Annotated in this window: 13 protein-coding genes; 8 read left to right on the forward strand and 5 right to left on the reverse strand. The window is 61.0% G+C overall.

Going from position 1 to position 15808, the window contains the following annotated elements:
• Positions 1–109 precede the first annotated feature (109 nt).
• From CAF73_RS09300 to CAF73_RS09315, 4 genes are all read right to left on the reverse strand, one after another.
• Positions 110–2956 carry a valine--tRNA ligase gene (locus tag CAF73_RS09300; protein ID WP_085697239.1) on the reverse strand — a complete coding sequence of 949 codons (2847 nt, stop codon included), beginning with the start codon at positions 2954–2956 and terminating at the stop codon, positions 110–112.
• Between the two features lie 200 nt (positions 2957–3156).
• On the reverse strand, positions 3157–3549 hold the full coding sequence (locus CAF73_RS09305) for a DNA polymerase III subunit chi (protein ID WP_085702534.1): 393 nt from the start codon (positions 3547–3549) through the stop codon (positions 3157–3159).
• Between the two features lie 8 nt (positions 3550–3557).
• Positions 3558–3986, reverse strand: a complete 429-nt coding sequence (locus CAF73_RS09310; protein ID WP_085697241.1) for a DNA polymerase III subunit chi — start codon at positions 3984–3986, stop codon at positions 3558–3560.
• A 60-nt stretch (positions 3987–4046) separates the two neighbouring features.
• Complete coding sequence (locus tag CAF73_RS09315) at positions 4047–5537, reverse strand: leucyl aminopeptidase (RefSeq protein ID WP_085702535.1); 1491 nt, start codon at positions 5535–5537, stop codon at positions 4047–4049.
• A gap of 307 nt (positions 5538–5844) precedes the next feature.
• Between CAF73_RS09315 and lptF the strand changes: the two genes are divergently transcribed.
• The 8 genes from lptF (at position 5845) to pdxJ (ending at position 14245) form a co-directional block, all read left to right on the forward strand.
• Positions 5845–6966 carry an LPS export ABC transporter permease LptF gene (lptF, locus tag CAF73_RS09320; protein WP_085697243.1) on the forward strand — a complete coding sequence of 374 codons (1122 nt, stop codon included), beginning with the start codon at positions 5845–5847 and terminating at the stop codon, positions 6964–6966.
• Positions 6959–8020 (forward strand): LPS export ABC transporter permease LptG, encoded by a 1062-nt coding sequence (lptG, locus tag CAF73_RS09325; RefSeq protein ID WP_085697244.1) that lies wholly within the window; start codon positions 6959–6961, stop codon positions 8018–8020. The genes lptF and lptG overlap by 8 nt, the downstream gene beginning before the upstream one ends.
• A 172-nt stretch (positions 8021–8192) precedes the next feature.
• Entirely contained in the window at positions 8193–9989 is a 1797-nt protein-coding gene (lepA, locus tag CAF73_RS09330) for a translation elongation factor 4 (protein ID WP_085697245.1), read from the forward strand.
• A 9-nt stretch (positions 9990–9998) separates the two neighbouring features.
• A complete protein-coding gene (gene lepB, locus CAF73_RS09335; protein ID WP_085697246.1) occupies positions 9999–10853 on the forward strand; it encodes a signal peptidase I in 855 nt (284 codons plus the stop codon).
• 182 nt (positions 10854–11035) lie between these two features.
• Positions 11036–11725 (forward strand): ribonuclease III, encoded by a 690-nt coding sequence (gene rnc / locus CAF73_RS09340; protein ID WP_011332589.1) that lies wholly within the window; start codon positions 11036–11038, stop codon positions 11723–11725.
• Positions 11718–12620 carry a GTPase Era gene (era, locus tag CAF73_RS09345; protein WP_011332590.1) on the forward strand — a complete coding sequence of 301 codons (903 nt, stop codon included), beginning with the start codon at positions 11718–11720 and terminating at the stop codon, positions 12618–12620. The genes rnc and era overlap by 8 nt, the downstream gene beginning before the upstream one ends.
• Positions 12621–12775: 155 nt before the next feature.
• On the forward strand, positions 12776–13462 hold the full coding sequence (recO, locus tag CAF73_RS09350) for a DNA repair protein RecO (RefSeq protein WP_085702536.1): 687 nt from the start codon (positions 12776–12778) through the stop codon (positions 13460–13462).
• A 39-nt stretch (positions 13463–13501) separates the two neighbouring features.
• A complete protein-coding gene (gene pdxJ, locus CAF73_RS09355) occupies positions 13502–14245 on the forward strand; it encodes a pyridoxine 5'-phosphate synthase (RefSeq protein ID WP_085697247.1) in 744 nt (247 codons plus the stop codon).
• Between the two features lie 53 nt (positions 14246–14298).
• Here pdxJ and mltF read toward each other — a convergent pair whose 3' ends face one another.
• Positions 14299–15759 carry a membrane-bound lytic murein transglycosylase MltF gene (mltF, locus tag CAF73_RS09360; RefSeq protein WP_085697248.1) on the reverse strand — a complete coding sequence of 487 codons (1461 nt, stop codon included), beginning with the start codon at positions 15757–15759 and terminating at the stop codon, positions 14299–14301.
• Positions 15760–15808: the final 49 nt, after the last annotated feature.

The following is a 15808-nucleotide window of genomic DNA, read 5'->3' on the forward strand; positions in this document are numbered from 1 at the left end:
ACGAGCGGCCTCATCTGTCGCTGAAATACAAAACACCCGATGCGGTGCATCGGGCGTTTTGAGGCTGAAACAGGTGTAAACCTATTTCAGGACTAGACACGATTTGCCGTTACAGGCTGGCAATCCGCGCGTGCTGCTCGGCCAGCTTGGCCAGAGCCTGTTCGGCTTCGGCCAGTTTGGCGCGTTCCTTCTCGATGACTTCGGCCGGGGCCTTGTCAACGAAACCGGCGTTGGACAGCTTGCCGCCAACGCGCTGGACTTCGCCCTGCAGACGCAGGATTTCCTTGTCCAGACGTGCAAGCTCGGCGTTCTTGTCGATCAGGCCGGCCATCGGCACCAGCACTTCCATCTCGCCAACCAGCGCGGTGGCAGACAGCGGCGCTTCTTCGCCGGCCGCCAGCACGGTGATCGATTCCAGACGCGCCAGCTTCTTCAGCAGCGCTTCGTTTTCGGTCAGGCGGCGCTGATCTTCGGCGGTGACGTTTTTCAGGTAGATCGGCAGCGGTTTGCCCGGGCCGATGTTCATTTCGCCACGGATGTTGCGCGTGCCGAGCATCAGGCCCTTGAGCCATTCGATGTCGTCTTCGGCCGCCGGATCGATGCGCTCTTCGTTGGCCACCGGCCAGGGTTGCAGCATGATCGTCTTGCCCTGAATGCCGGCCAGCGGCGCGATGCGCTGCCAGATTTCTTCAGTGATGAACGGCATGAACGGATGCGCCAGACGCAGCGCCACTTCCAGTACGCGAACCAGCGTGCGGCGGGTACCGCGCTGACGCTCGACCGGCGCGTTTTCGTCCCACAGCACAGGCTTGGACAGTTCCAGGTACCAGTCGCAGTACTGGTTCCAGATGAACTCGTACAGCGCTTGCGCCGCCAGGTCGAAACGGAACTGATCCAGTTGACGGGTCACTTCGGCTTCGGTGCGTTGCAACTGCGAGATGATCCAGCGGTCTGCCAGCGACAGCTCGTAGGCTTCGCCGTTCTGGCCGCAGTCTTCGCCCTTGTCCAGAACATAACGCGCGGCGTTCCAGATCTTGTTGCAGAAGTTGCGATAGCCTTCGACGCGGCCCATATCGAACTTGATGTCGCGACCGGTGGAGGCCAGCGAGCAGAAGGTGAAGCGCAGGGCGTCGGTGCCGTAGCTGGCGATGCCGTCGGCGAACTCTTCGCGGGTCTGCTTCTCGATCTTCTTCGCCAGCTTCGGCTGCATCAGGCCGGACGTGCGCTTCTGCACCAGGGTTTCCAGCTCGATGCCGTCGATGATGTCCAGCGGGTCCAGGACGTTGCCCTTGGACTTGGACATCTTCTGGCCCTGGCCATCACGCACCAGACCGTGTACGTAAACGGTCTTGAACGGAACCTGCGGCGTGCCGTCCTCGTTCTTGATCAGGTGCATCGTCAGCATGATCATCCGGGCGACCCAGAAGAAAATGATGTCGAAACCGGTGACCAGCACGTCGGTGGAGTGGAATTTTTTCAGGAACTCGGTCTTTTCCGGCCAGCCCAGGGTAGAGAAGGTCCACAGGCCCGAACTGAACCAGGTGTCGAGCACGTCGTTGTCCTGTTGCAGCGCAACGTCCGGGCCGAGGTTGTGCTTGGCGCGCACTTCGGCTTCGTCGCGACCCACGTAGACCTTGCCCGACTCGTCGTACCAGGCCGGAATCCGGTGGCCCCACCACAGCTGACGGCTGATGCACCAGTCCTGGATGTCGCGCATCCACGAGAAGTACATGTTTTCGTACTGCTTCGGCACGAACTGGATACGGCCGTCTTCAACGGCAGCAATCGCAGGCTCGGCCAGCGGTTTGGTGGACACGTACCACTGGTCGGTCAGCCACGGTTCGATGACGGTGCCGGAGCGGTCGCCTTTCGGCACTTTCAGGTTGTGATCGTCGACGCTGACCAGCAGGCCGGCCGCGTCGAACGCGGCCACGATCTGCTTGCGTGCCTCGAAACGTTCGAGGCCGGCGTACTCGGCCGGAATCTTGCCGTCGATGCTGTCGTTCAACGTACCGTCGAGGTTGAACACTTGCGCCGCCGGCAGCACGTTGGCGTTCTTGTCGAAGATGTTCAGCAGCGGCAGGTTGTGGCGCTTGCCGACTTCATAGTCGTTGAAATCGTGGGCCGGGGTGATTTTCACGCAGCCGGTGCCGAATTCAGGATCGCAGTAATCGTCGGCGATGATCGGAATGCGGCGGCCGACCAGCGGCAGCTCGACAAACTTGCCGATCAGGGCTTTGTAGCGCTCGTCGTTCGGGTTAACCGCGACGGCGGAGTCGCCGAGCATGGTTTCCGGACGGGTGGTCGCGACGATCAGGAAGTCGTTGCCTTCAGCGGTTTTCGCGCCGTCGGCCAGCGGGTACTTCAGGTTCCACAGGAAACCTTTCTCGTCATGGTTTTCCACTTCGAGGTCGGAAATCGCCGTGTGCAGCTTGGTGTCCCAGTTGACCAGGCGCTTGCCGCGGTAGATCAGACCGTCTTCGTGCAGGCGCACGAACGCTTCTTTAACGGCTTCGGAGAGGCCGTCATCCATGGTGAAGCGCTCGCGGCTCCAGTCCACGGACGAGCCGAGGCGGCGGATCTGACGGCTGATGTTGCCGCCGGACTGATCCTTCCACTCCCAGACTTTCTCGAGGAATTTCTCGCGGCCCAGATCGTGGCGATTCTGGCCCTGAGCTTCGAGTTGACGCTCCACCAGCATCTGCGTGGCGATACCGGCGTGGTCGGTGCCCGGCTGCCACAGGGTGTTGCGACCCTGCATGCGGCGGAAACGGATCAGGGCGTCCATGATCGCGTTGTTGAAACCGTGACCCATGTGCAGGCTGCCGGTGACGTTCGGCGGCGGGATCATGATGGTGTAGGAGTCGCCCGCGCCTTGCGGGGCGAAGTAGTTCTCGGACTCCCAGGTGTTGTACCAGGAAGTTTCAATGGCGTGCGGCTGGTAGGTCTTATCCATGCGCGGCGGGACCCTATTGGCATTTATTCAGGAAAAGCCGGGAAGTATAGCGGGGCATGGGGCGCAGGGCGAGCGGGGCGGGCCGGGTGGAGGGCTAAATGTGGGAGCTGGCTGACCAGCGATGGCGGCGGCGCGGTTTTTCAGGAAAGCCGCCGTGATGCTGTCGCTGGCCAGTCAGCTCCTACAGGAGATCGGGGGAATTATTCATACTGGCCGAGAAGCCGTTCCATCCGCGCCTCGAGGCGACGTTTGATTTCGGTTTCGATGTGCGGTGCGAAATCGTCGATCACGTCCTGCATGATCAGTTGCGCAGCGGCGCGCAGTTCGCTGTCCAGGTGCAGGTGTGCGTCGGGGCCTTTATCCACAGGTGCAGCGGCAGGCTGCGGGGCAGGCGTCGGCGGGGGTGCAGCTTCGGCGGCTTGCGGTGTGTTGTCGATCGAATCGAACAACATCGGAATCTGTTCCTGTTCGCCATCATCGACCGTGTCGGTCAGCAGCGGCGGTTGCAGGTTGTCATCACCGAGCAACTGGCGGATCGACTCGAGATCATCCAGCAGGTGCGCGGGTTTTTGCAGCGGTTTTGGAGTGTCCATCGGCGTACTCAGAGTCGCTGTAAACGGTGGTCTTGCAGAGGATAGCCCTGTTCGCGGTAGAAACGGAAACTCTCCCGCGCCGCAGTGCGAATCGTCGGATCTTCCACCACAACCTCCGCCACCCGGGCGAATTTGTTGGCGAAAGCCGGGACTTTCAGGTCGAGGTTGACCAGCAAGTCCGCGTGCTGGCCGCAGTCATCGCCCAATCCCAACACGATCAAACCTTCCGGTTCGCTTTCAGCCGGGCCGTGAGGCACGAAGGTTTCGCCCTTGAACGCCCACAGCCGCGCATCGAGATCATCACGCTGGGCGGCATCGCTGCAATGCAGGTAGATGCGGTGGCCCATGCGCCAGGCTTTCTCGGTGAGCTTGCAGGCAAAGTCCAGGCGAGCCGAAGGATCGGCGCTGGGCAGGATATAAAAGTCGACTTTGGTCATTGCGGTTCCTGAGCTGAAAGCGGCGCCTCTCAAGAAAGGCGCCGCCCGCAGTCATCGGTTTCAGGCTTTGGCGCGGTCCAGCAGGTATTGGGTCAGCAGTGGAACCGGACGGCCAGTGGCGCCCTTGTCCTTGCCGCCGCTGGTCCAGGCGGTGCCTGCAATGTCCAGGTGTGCCCAGTTCAGTTTTTTGGTGAAGCGCGACAGGAAGCAGGCGGCGGTGATGGTGCCGGCTTTCGGACCGCCGATGTTGGCGATGTCGGCGAACGGGCTGTCCAGTTGCTCCTGGTACTCATCGAACAGCGGCAGTTGCCAGGCGCGGTCGTCGGCAGCCTTGCCGGCGCTCAGCAGTTGCTCGATCAGCTCGTCGTTGTTGCCCAGCAGGCCTGACGTGTGGGCGCCCAGAGCAACGACGCAGGCACCGGTCAGGGTGGCGATGTCGATTACCGCTTGCGGCTTGAAGCGCTCGGAGTAGGTCAGGGCGTCGCACAGCACCAGACGGCCTTCGGCGTCGGTGTTGAGGATTTCCACGGTCTGGCCGCTCATGGTGGTGACGATGTCGCCCGGACGCGAAGCCGTGCCGCTCGGCATGTTCTCGGCGCAGGCGAGGATGCACACCAGGTTGATCGGCAGTTTCAGTTCCAGCACGGCGCGCAGGGTACCGAACACGCTGGCGGCGCCGCCCATGTCGTACTTCATCTCGTCCATGCCGGCGCCCGGCTTCAGGCTGATGCCGCCGGTGTCGAAGGTGATGCCTTTACCGACCAGCGCGTACGGCTTCTCGGATTTCTTGCCGCCGTTGTATTGCATGACGATCAGACGCGGCGGCTGGGCGCTGCCCTGGCCGACGGCGTAGAACGAACCCATGCCCAGCGCCTTGATCTTCTTCTCGTCGAGGACTTCGACTTTCAGATCCTTGAACTCTTTGCCGAGGTTCTTGGCCTGTTCGCCCAGGAAAGTCGGGTGGCAGATGTTCGGCGGCAGGTTGCCCAGGTTGCGGGTGAACGCCATGCCGTTGGCGATCGCAGTGGCGTGGTTCACGGCGCGCTGCACTTCGGCCTGAGCGGCCTTGATGGTCAGCAGGGTGATCTTCTTCAGGGCGCGCGGTTCGGCTTTCTGGCTCTTGAACTGGTCGAAGGTGTATTCGCCGTCGATCAGGGTTTCGGCCAGCAGTCGGGTCTTGCCGTAGCTGTCGCGGTTCTTGACGATGATTTCATCGAGCGCCAGCACGGCGTCGCTGCCACCCAGGCCTTTAAGCGTGTTGAGGATGCCGGCGACGATCTTGCGGAACGGACGGTCGCCCAGTTCTTCATCCTTGCCCACGCCGACCAGCAGCACGCGTTCGGCTTTCAGGTTCGGCAGGCTGTGCAGCAACAGGCTCTGACCGACCTTGCCGGCCAGGTCGCCACGCTTGAGCACGGCGCTGATGGCGCCGCCGCTCAGTTCGTCGACCTGCCTGGCGGCAACACCGAGTTTGCGGCCTTCGCCGATGGCAACCACCAGGGTGGCGGTTTTCAACGTTTCTGGGCTAACGCTTTTTACAACCAGTTCCATGTCCGGATCCCTGAATGAATGGTCAACACGCAGGCGTTCGACGTGTCCGCCGTCGCCTGCTTATAGAGAGAAGAGGCGCAGGCCAGTGCCTGCGACAGAGGCGGCAGTTTGAACCTCGCTCACCGCGCCTGACAACCCTCGGTTGTACGATCTTCAACGGATTGCATGCTTGCGTGAGTGTGCGCAGTGACAGGCGCCCTCAATCACAGGATAATGCCGCATCTTTTTTCGACGGCTCTGCCTTGCGGGCCCGTCGATACGTTTGCTTGTTTGGCCGCCTTAGCCTGACAACCCTGGAGTGTCTGGTTTGATCGTCTTCCGTTATCTGTCCCGCGAAGTCCTGTTGACCCTGAGTGCGGTAAGCGCCGTGCTGCTGGTCATCATCATGAGCGGTCGCTTCATCAAATACCTCGCCCAGGCCGCTGCGGGCCAGCTCGATCCGGGATCGCTGTTCCTGATCATGGGCTACCGTCTGCCGGGCTTCCTGCAACTGATCCTGCCGCTGGGCCTGTTTCTCGGGATCCTGCTGGCGTACGGCCGGTTGTACCTGGAAAGCGAAATGACCGTGCTCTCGGCCACCGGCATGAGTCAGCAGCGTCTGTTTCGCATGACCCTGTTCCCGGCCACCCTGGTGGCGCTGGTGGTGGCATGGCTGAGCCTGAGCCTGGCTCCGCAAGGTGCCAACCAGTTCCAGCTGCTGCTGAACAAGCAGGACGCCCTGACCGAGTTCGACACCCTCGAGCCCGGCCGTTTCCAGGCCCTGCGCGACGGTACGCGGGTGACCTACACCGAAACCCTGAGCGACGATCGGGTCAACCTCGGCAGCGTGTTCATCTCGCAGAAGAACCTCGGTGCCAACCAGAAGGATCGCGGCATTTCCGTGCTGGTGGCAGAAAAGGGCCGTCAGGAAGTGCGTCCCGACGGCAACCGCTACCTGATCCTCGACAACGGCTACCGCTACGACGGCAGCCCGGGTCAGGCCAACTACCGCGCCATCCACTACGAAACCTACGGCGTGCTGCTGCCCAAGCCGGATGTTAGCGAGGAAGTCACCGACCGTGACGCCATGCCGACCTCGTCTTTGCTGGGCAGCGACGACATCCGCTCGAAAACCGAATTGCAATGGCGCCTGTCGCTGCCGTTGCTGGTGTTCATCGTGACCCTGATGGCGGTGCCGCTGTCGCGGGTCAACCCGCGTCAGGGGCGTTTCCTCAAGCTGCTGCCGGCGATTCTTCTTTATATGGCTTACCTGACCATCCTGATTGCCGCCCGCGGCGCCCTTGAAAAAGGCAAGATTCCACCGTCGCTCGGTTTGTGGTGGGTGCACGCGATCTTCCTGTTCATCGGCCTGGGCCTGTTGTACTGGGAACCTCTGCGCCTGAAGCTGGCCAGCCGTCGCAGCGCTGCGCTGGAGGTGGCCCGTGGTTAAACTCGACCGCTACATCGGCAGCAGCGTATTCATTGCGATCATCGCAGTGCTGGCGATCATTCTCGGCCTGGCGACCTTGTTCGCGTTCATCGACGAGATGGGCGACGTCAGTGACACCTACACCCTGGTCGATGTCCTGAGTTTCGTACTCCTGACCGCGCCACGCCGCATGTACGACATGCTGCCGATGGCGGCGCTGATCGGCTGTCTGATCGGCCTCGGCAGTCTGGCGAGCAGCAGCGAACTGACGGTAATGCGCGCTGCCGGTGTGTCCATCGGGCGCATCGTCTGGGCGGTAATGAAACCGATGCTGGTGCTGATGCTGGCCGGTGTGCTGATCGGCGAGTACGTGGCGCCGGTCACCGAAAGCATGGCCCAGGCCAACCGTTCGCTGGCGCAAGGCAGCGGCGACGCGCAAAGCGCCAAGCACGGCATGTGGCACCGCCAGGGCGAGGAGTTCATTCACATCAACTCCGTACAGCCCAACGGTCGCCTGTATGGCGTGACTCGCTATCACTTTGACAAAGAGCGTCATCTGCTGAGCTCGAGCTTCGCCAAGCGCGCCGAGTTCGATACCGATCACTGGCAGCTGACCGACGTAACGACCACCAGATTCCACGAGCGCAGTACCGAAGTGGTCAATACACCGGTCGAGCGTTGGGATGTCTCGCTGAGCCCGCAATTGCTGAGCACTGTGGTGATGGCGCCGGAATCGCTGTCGATCACCGGCCTGTGGGGTTATATCCACTACCTGGCCGATCAGGGCCTGAGCAACGGTCGTTACTGGCTGGCATTTTGGGTCAAGGTGTTGCAGCCGCTGGTGACCGCTGCCCTGGTACTGATGGCGATCTCCTTCATCTTCGGTCCGTTGCGTTCGGTGACCCTCGGTCAGCGGGTATTCACCGGTGTGCTGGTGGGTTTCACCTTCCGCATCGTTCAGGATCTGCTGGGTCCATCCAGTCTGGTGTTCGGGTTCTCGCCGCTGTTCGCGGTGCTGGTGCCGGCTGGCGTATGTGCGCTGGCGGGTGTCTGGCTGTTGCGTCGAGCCGGTTGATGAACAAGGTTTCACCCGTGCTTTAGCCTTGGAAACGCCTCGGTCGTCAGATCGGGGCGTTTTTGCATGCAATCCGGGTGACAGGCGAACGTGACGCTTGCGCCGTGTATCAGGTACAATTCCCGGCTATTTTTCGGCGGGCCAAGCCTGCAGCCTTTTTGAGTGTTGATCCGTGAGTGATTTGAGTCATATCCGCAATTTCTCCATCATCGCCCACATTGACCATGGCAAGTCGACGCTGGCTGACCGTTTCATCCAGATGTGCGGCGGCCTGGCCGAGCGTGAAATGGAAGCCCAGGTCCTGGACTCCATGGAACTGGAGCGTGAGCGCGGGATCACCATCAAGGCCCACAGCGTCACCCTCTATTACAAGGCCAAAGACGGCATTACCTACCAGCTGAACTTCATTGACACCCCGGGCCACGTCGACTTCACCTACGAAGTCAGCCGTTCCCTGGCCGCGTGTGAAGGCGCGTTGCTGGTGGTCGATGCGGGGCAGGGTGTTGAAGCCCAGTCCGTGGCCAACTGCTACACCGCCATCGAGCAGGGCCTCGAGGTCATGCCGGTGCTGAACAAGATCGACCTGCCACAGGCCGAGCCCGACCGCGTCAAGGACGAGATCGAGAAGATCATCGGCATCGACGCCACCGACGCCGTCACCTGCAGCGCCAAGACCGGCCTGGGTGTCGACGAGGTTCTGGAGCGTCTGGTTACCACCATTCCTGCGCCGACCGGCAACATCGAAGATCCGCTGCAAGCGTTGATCATCGACTCCTGGTTCGACAACTACCTGGGCGTTGTCTCCCTGGTACGCGTGCGTCACGGCCGCGTGAAGAAGGGCGACAAGATCCTCGTCAAGTCCACCGGCAAGGTGCATCTGGTCGACAGCGTTGGCGTGTTCAACCCGAAACACACCGCCACCGCTGACCTGAAAGCCGGCGAAGTGGGCTTCATCATCGCCAGCATCAAGGACATTCACGGTGCGCCGGTCGGTGACACCCTGACCCTGAGCTCCACTCCGGACGTTCCGGTGCTGCCAGGCTTCAAACGCATCCAGCCGCAGGTTTACGCCGGTCTGTTCCCGGTCAGCTCCGACGACTTCGAGGACTTCCGCGAAGCGCTGCAGAAACTGACCCTGAACGACTCGTCGCTGCAATACACCCCGGAAAGCTCCGACGCACTGGGCTTCGGCTTCCGTTGCGGCTTCCTCGGCATGCTGCACATGGAGATCATCCAGGAGCGCCTGGAGCGCGAATACGACCTGGACCTGATCACCACGGCGCCAACCGTAATCTTCGAACTGGTGCTGAAAACCGGTGAAACGATTTACGTCGACAACCCGTCAAAGCTGCCGGATGTCTCGTCGATCGAAGACATGCGCGAGCCGATCGTGCGCGCCAACATCCTGGTACCGCAGGAGCACCTGGGCAACGTCATCACCCTGTGCATCGAAAAACGCGGCGTGCAGGTCGATATGCTGTTCCTCGGCAATCAGGTGCAGGTGACCTACGACCTGCCGATGAACGAAGTGGTCCTGGACTTCTTCGATCGTCTGAAATCCACCAGCCGCGGCTATGCTTCGCTGGACTACCATTTCGATCGCTACCAATCGGCTAATCTGGTGAAACTGGACGTGCTGATCAACGGCGACAAGGTCGACGCTCTGGCGCTGATCGTGCACCGTGACAATTCGCACTTCAAAGGTCGCCAGTTGACCGAGAAGATGAAAGAACTGATTCCTCGTCAGATGTTCGACGTGGCCATCCAGGCTGCCATTGGCGGTCAGATCGTCGCCCGGACAACCGTCAAGGCGCTCAGAAAGAACGTATTGGCCAAGTGCTACGGCGGCGACGTCAGCCGTAAGAAAAAACTGCTTGAGAAGCAGAAGGCCGGTAAGAAACGCATGAAACAGGTCGGCAACGTGGAAATCCCACAAGAAGCCTTCCTCGCCGTGCTCAGGTTGGAATAGTCAGGTCCTATGTCACTAAATTTCCCGCTGTTGCTGGTCATTGCCGTGTTCGTCTGCGGTCTGTTGGCGTTGCTCGATCTGTTGATCCTGGCACCGCGTCGGCGTGCTGCCATCGCCTCCTATCAGGGCAGCGTCAGCCAGCCTGATGTGATGGTGGTCGAGAAGCTGAACAAGGAACCGCTGCTGGTCGAGTACGGCAAGTCGTTCTTCCCGGTGCTGTTCATCGTGCTGGTGCTGCGTTCGTTTCTGGTGGAGCCGTTCCAGATTCCGTCCGGCTCGATGAAACCGACCCTGGACGTCGGCGACTTCATTCTGGTGAACAAGTTTTCCTACGGGATCCGTTTGCCGGTGATCGACAAGAAGATCATCGAAGTCGGTGATCCGCAGCGCGGCGATGTGATGGTATTCCGCTACCCGAGCGATCCGAACGTCAACTACATCAAGCGTGTAGTCGGCCTGCCGGGCGACACCGTGCGGTACACCGCCGACAAGCGTCTGTTCGTCAATGGCGAGTCGATTGCCGAGCAAATGGTCGGCTCCGAGCCGGGCACCCTCGGCAGTGCGGAACTCTACAAGGAAAAACTCGGCGCCGCCGAGCACCTGATCCGCAAGGAAATGAGCCGCTACCGCGCTACGCCGGACCATAGCTGGACCGTGCCGGCCGGGCACTACTTCATGATGGGCGACAACCGCGACAACTCGAACGACAGTCGCTACTGGGATGATCCAAACATTCCCAAGGATCTGCTGGGCATGGTTCCCGACCAGAACATCGTCGGCAAAGCCTTCGCGGTCTGGATGAGCTGGCCGGAACCGAAACTCAGCCACCTGCCGAACTTCTCGCGGGTCGGCCTGATCAAGTAAACAAACACGGCGCTGTTGACCACAGCGCCGAATGCATTTCTGGCGTCGGCACAACCGGCTCCAGGGCATGAAGCCACGATATTCAGGACGTCATTTTTGAACACAGCGTTAATTGTCCCAGGCCTGCGCCGTATCCCGGCGATGGCGGTGGAATCCAGCCACGAACTCAGCGTGGGTAAACCGTGAGCGTTTCTCTAAGCCGTCTCGAGCGCCAGCTCGGTTACACCTTCAAGGACCAGGAACTGATGGTCCTGGCCCTCACGCACCGCAGCTTTGCCGGACGCAACAACGAGCGTCTGGAATTCCTCGGCGATGCGATCCTCAACTTTGTTGCCGGCGAAGCCCTGTTCGACCGTTTCCCGCTGGCTCGCGAAGGCCAGTTGTCGCGTTTGCGCGCACGGCTGGTAAAAGGTGAGACGCTGGCGGTGCTGGCCCGCGGTTTTGATCTGGGCGATTACCTGCGTCTGGGTTCCGGCGAGTTGAAGAGTGGCGGTTTCCGTCGCGAGTCGATTCTGGCCGACGCCCTGGAAGCACTGATCGGTGCAATCTACCTCGACGCCGGCATGGAAGTCGCCCGCGAGCGCGTACTGGCCTGGCTGGCCGGTGAGTTCGAAGGCCTGACGCTGGTCGATACCAACAAGGATCCGAAGACTCGCCTGCAGGAATTCCTGCAATCGCGCGGCTGTGAACTGCCGCGCTATGAAGTGGTGGATATACAGGGCGAGCCGCACTGCCGTACCTTCTTCGTCGAGTGCGAAGTTGTCCTATTGAATGAAAAAAGCCGAGGTCAGGGTGTGAGCCGTCGTATTGCCGAACAGGTAGCGGCCGCCGCAGCACTGATTGCCCTGGGTGTGGAGAATGGCAATGACTGATACAAACGCAACGCGCTGTGGCTATGTTGCCATCGTCGGCCGTCCCAACGTGGGCAAGTCCACGCTGCTGAACCACATCCTCGGCCAGAAGCTGGCAATCACCTCGCGCAAGCCGCAGACCACTCGCCACAACATGCTCGGGATCAAGACCGAGGGCGACGTGCAGGCGATCTACGTCGACACCCCCGGCATGCACAAGGGTGGCGAAAAGGCCCTGAACCGCTACATGAACAAGACCGCTTCGGCGGCGTTGAAAGACGTCGACGTGGTGATCTTCGTAGTCGATCGCACCAAGTGGACCGAAGAAGACCAGATGGTTCTGGAGCGCGTGCAGTACGTGACCGGCCCGTTGATCGTCGCGCTGAACAAGACCGACCGCATCGAAGACAAGGCCGAGCTGATGCCGCATCTGTCGTGGTTGCAGGAACAGCTGCCGAACGCGCAGATCATTCCGATTTCGGCGCAACAAGGGCATAACCTCGATGCGCTGGAAAAGGTCATCGCCGACCATCTGCCGGAGAACGATCACTTCTTCCCGGAAGACCAGATCACCGACCGCAGCAGCCGCTTCCTCGCCGCCGAACTGGTGCGCGAGAAGATCATGCGCCAGCTCGGTGCCGAGCTGCCGTACCAGATCACCGTGGAAATCGAAGAGTTCAAGCAGCAGGGCGCGACGCTGCACATCCATGCGTTGATTCTCGTCGAGCGTGACGGCCAGAAGAAAATCATCATTGGCGACAAGGGCGAGCGTATCAAGCGCATCGGCACCGAGGCGCGCAAGGACATGGAGTTGCTGTTCGACTCCAAGATCATGCTCAACCTGTGGGTCAAGGTGAAGGGCGGCTGGTCCGACGACGAGCGTGCGCTGCGTTCGCTGGGTTACGGCGACCTGTAAAGCAATACATCGATCCATTGTGGGAGCGAGCTTGCTCGCGAAGACGATGTAACATTCGGCATAGATGTTGACTGTTGCACCGCTTTCGCGAGCAAGCTCGCTCCCACACTGGTTTTGGGTGATGAGTAAACCGCGTTTCCCTCAACGAGAAGTCCATGTCTCAAGCGCCTCCCGCCCAACCCGCCTACGTCCTGCACTCCCGCGCCTACCGCGAAACCAGCGCCTTGGTGGACTTCCTCACGCCGCAAGGTCGGCTGCGGGCGGTATTGCGCAGTGCGCGGGGCAAGGCCGGAACACTGGCGCGGCCGTTCGTGCCGCTGGAAGTGGAGTTTCGCGGCAAGGGTGAGTTGAAGAACGTCGGGCGGATGGAAAGTGTCGGCAACGCAACGTGGATGGTCGGCGAGGCGTTATTCAGCGGCCTGTATCTCAACGAATTGTTGATTCGCCTGCTGCCCGCCGAAGACCCGCACCCGGCGGTGTTCGATCATTACGCTGCTACCTTGCTGGCTTTAGCTGAAGGCCGGCCACTGGAGCCACTGCTGCGATCCTTCGAATGGCGGCTGCTCGACGACCTTGGTTACGGTTTTTCCCTGAACACCGACATCAACGACCAACCCATCGCTGCGGATGGTCTCTACCGTTTGCAGGTGGATGCCGGACTCGAACGGGTCTATCTGCTGCAACCCGGCCTGTTCAACGGCACTGAACTGCTGGCCATGGCCGAGGCCGACTGGTCGGCCCCCGGCGCGTTGTCCGCCGCCAAACGCTTGATGCGACAAGCGCTGGCCGTGCATCTGGGCGGTCGTCCTCTCGTCAGTCGCGAGCTGTTTCGCAAGCCCTGATATGCTGTGCGCCGAATCTTTCCATTCAGGAGCGCATCCGTGACCACCAGCAATCGCATTCTTCTTGGCGTGAACATCGACCACGTCGCCACCCTGCGTCAGGCCCGTGGTACGCGCTACCCGGATCCGGTCAAGGCTGCGCTGGACGCGGAAGAGGCGGGCGCCGACGGCATCACCGTGCACCTGCGCGAAGACCGTCGACACATTCAGGAGCGCGACGTCCTGCTGCTCAAGGACGTGCTGCAAACCCGCATGAACTTCGAAATGGGCGTCACCGAAGAAATGATGGCGTTCGCCGAACGCATTCGTCCGGCGCACATCTGCCTGGTGCCGGAAACTCGTCAGGAACTGACCACCGAAGGTGGTCTGGATGTGGCGGGGCAGGAGGAGCGAATCAGAGCGGCGGTCGAGCGTCTGTCGAAGATCGGCAGCGAAGTGTCGCTGTTCATCGACGCCGACGAGCGGCAGATCGCGGCGTCGAAGCGTGTCGGCGCACCGGCCATCGAACTGCACACCGGGCGGTATGCCGAGGCTGAAACGCCAAGCGAAGTGGCGCAAGAACTCAAGCGTGTGGCGGATGGCGTGGCGTTCGGTCTGGCCCAGGGCCTGATCGTCAATGCCGGCCATGGCCTGCACTATCACAACGTCGAGGCCGTGGCCGCGATCAAGGGCATCAACGAGCTGAACATCGGTCACGCGTTGGTGGCACACGCGTTGTTCGTCGGCTTCAAGTCGGCGGTGTCGGAGATGAAAGCGCTGATTGTGGCGGCTGCCAAACACTAAGTATCAACATCCTGTGGGAGCAAACTTGCTCCCACATTTGTTTTGGGGATGGGTTAAAGCGGGGCGGGCTCTTGAGCGGGCTTCGACTTGTCGATCCCCGGCACATGCAGGTTGCCTTCGGCCACCTGATCGCCTTCAAGCTGCGGCTGGGTCACCCAGGTGAGGATGTCGTAGTAGCGTCGGATGTTCGCCACGAAATGTACCGGTTCGCCGCCCCGGGCGTAGCCGTAGCGGGTCTTGCTGTACCACTGTTTCTGCGACAGACGCGGCAGGATCTTTTTCACATCCAGCCACTTGTCCGGGTTCAACCCTTCCTTGGCCGCCAGTTTGCGCGCGTCATCCAGATGACCGCTGCCAACGTTGTAGGCCGCGAGGGCAAACCAGGTGCGATCCGGCTCCTGGATCGACTCGTCGAGCTGATCCTTCATGTAGGCCAGGTACTTGGCGCCACCCATGATGCTCTGCTTCGGATCGAGGCGGTTGGATACGCCCATGGCCTGGGCGGTGTTCTGGGTCAGCATCATCAGGCCGCGCACGCCGGTCTTCGACGTGACCGCCGGTTGCCACAGCGATTCCTGGTAACCGATGGCCGCGAGCAGGCGCCAGTCGACTTTTTCTTTCTTGGCGTAGGCCTTGAAGTGCTGTTCGTATTTGGGCAGCCGCTGCTGCAAATGTTGGGCGAAGGTGGTGGCACCCATGTAGCCGAGGACGTCGACGTGGCCGTAATAACGGTCTTTCAGACGTTGCAGGGTGCCGTTCTTCTGCACCTTGTCCAGATAACTGTTGATCTCGTTGAGCAGGCTGTTGTCTTCACCGGCGGCCACGGCCCAGCTCTGGCTGCGGGCGTCGCCGAGGTCGAAGGCCACGCGGATATTGGTGAAGTACACCTGGTTCATCGCCACTTCGTTGGAATCGACCAGGGTCAGGTCGATCTGACCTTCATCGACCATGCGCAGCAGGTCGACCACTTCAACGGCGTCGGATTCTTCGTATTGAATGGCAGGATATTTCTGTTTCAGCTCCGCCAGTTGTTCGGCGTGGGTGCTGCCCTTGAGCACCATGATCTTCTTGCCTACCAGATCGCTGGCGTCGGTGGGGCGCGACTGGCCGTTGCGGTAGATGATCTGCGGAGTGACTTCGAGGTAGGAGCGGGAGAAACGCACCTGTTTCTTGCGCTGTTCGCTGCTGACCAGACCGGCGGCCGCCAGCACCGGGCCGTTCGGCTTGCCGATCTGGTTGAACAGGTCGTCGAGGTTGTCGGCGGTTTCGATTTTAAGCTCTACCCCCAAATCGTCGGCGAAGCGCTTCACCAGCTCGTATTCGAAGCCGGTTTCACCGCTGCGATCCTGAAAGTAGGTGGCGGGGCTGTTTCGGGTGACCACCCGCAGCACGCCATCCTCCTTTACGCGCTCGAGTGTGTTGGGTTTATCAACACAGCCACTGAGCATCAGGAAGAGTCCGGTAGCGATCAGCCATTTGGCGTACCGCGGACGCAAAGCCGTTGGGGAAAACATGTGCGCAGTATACGCAAAGGACAACGGGCGCCATATCTCGACAGTTGCG

The sequence above is a fragment of the Pseudomonas sp. B15(2017) genome, from assembly GCF_002113215.1.
Lineage (GTDB): Bacteria > Pseudomonadota > Gammaproteobacteria > Pseudomonadales > Pseudomonadaceae > Aquipseudomonas.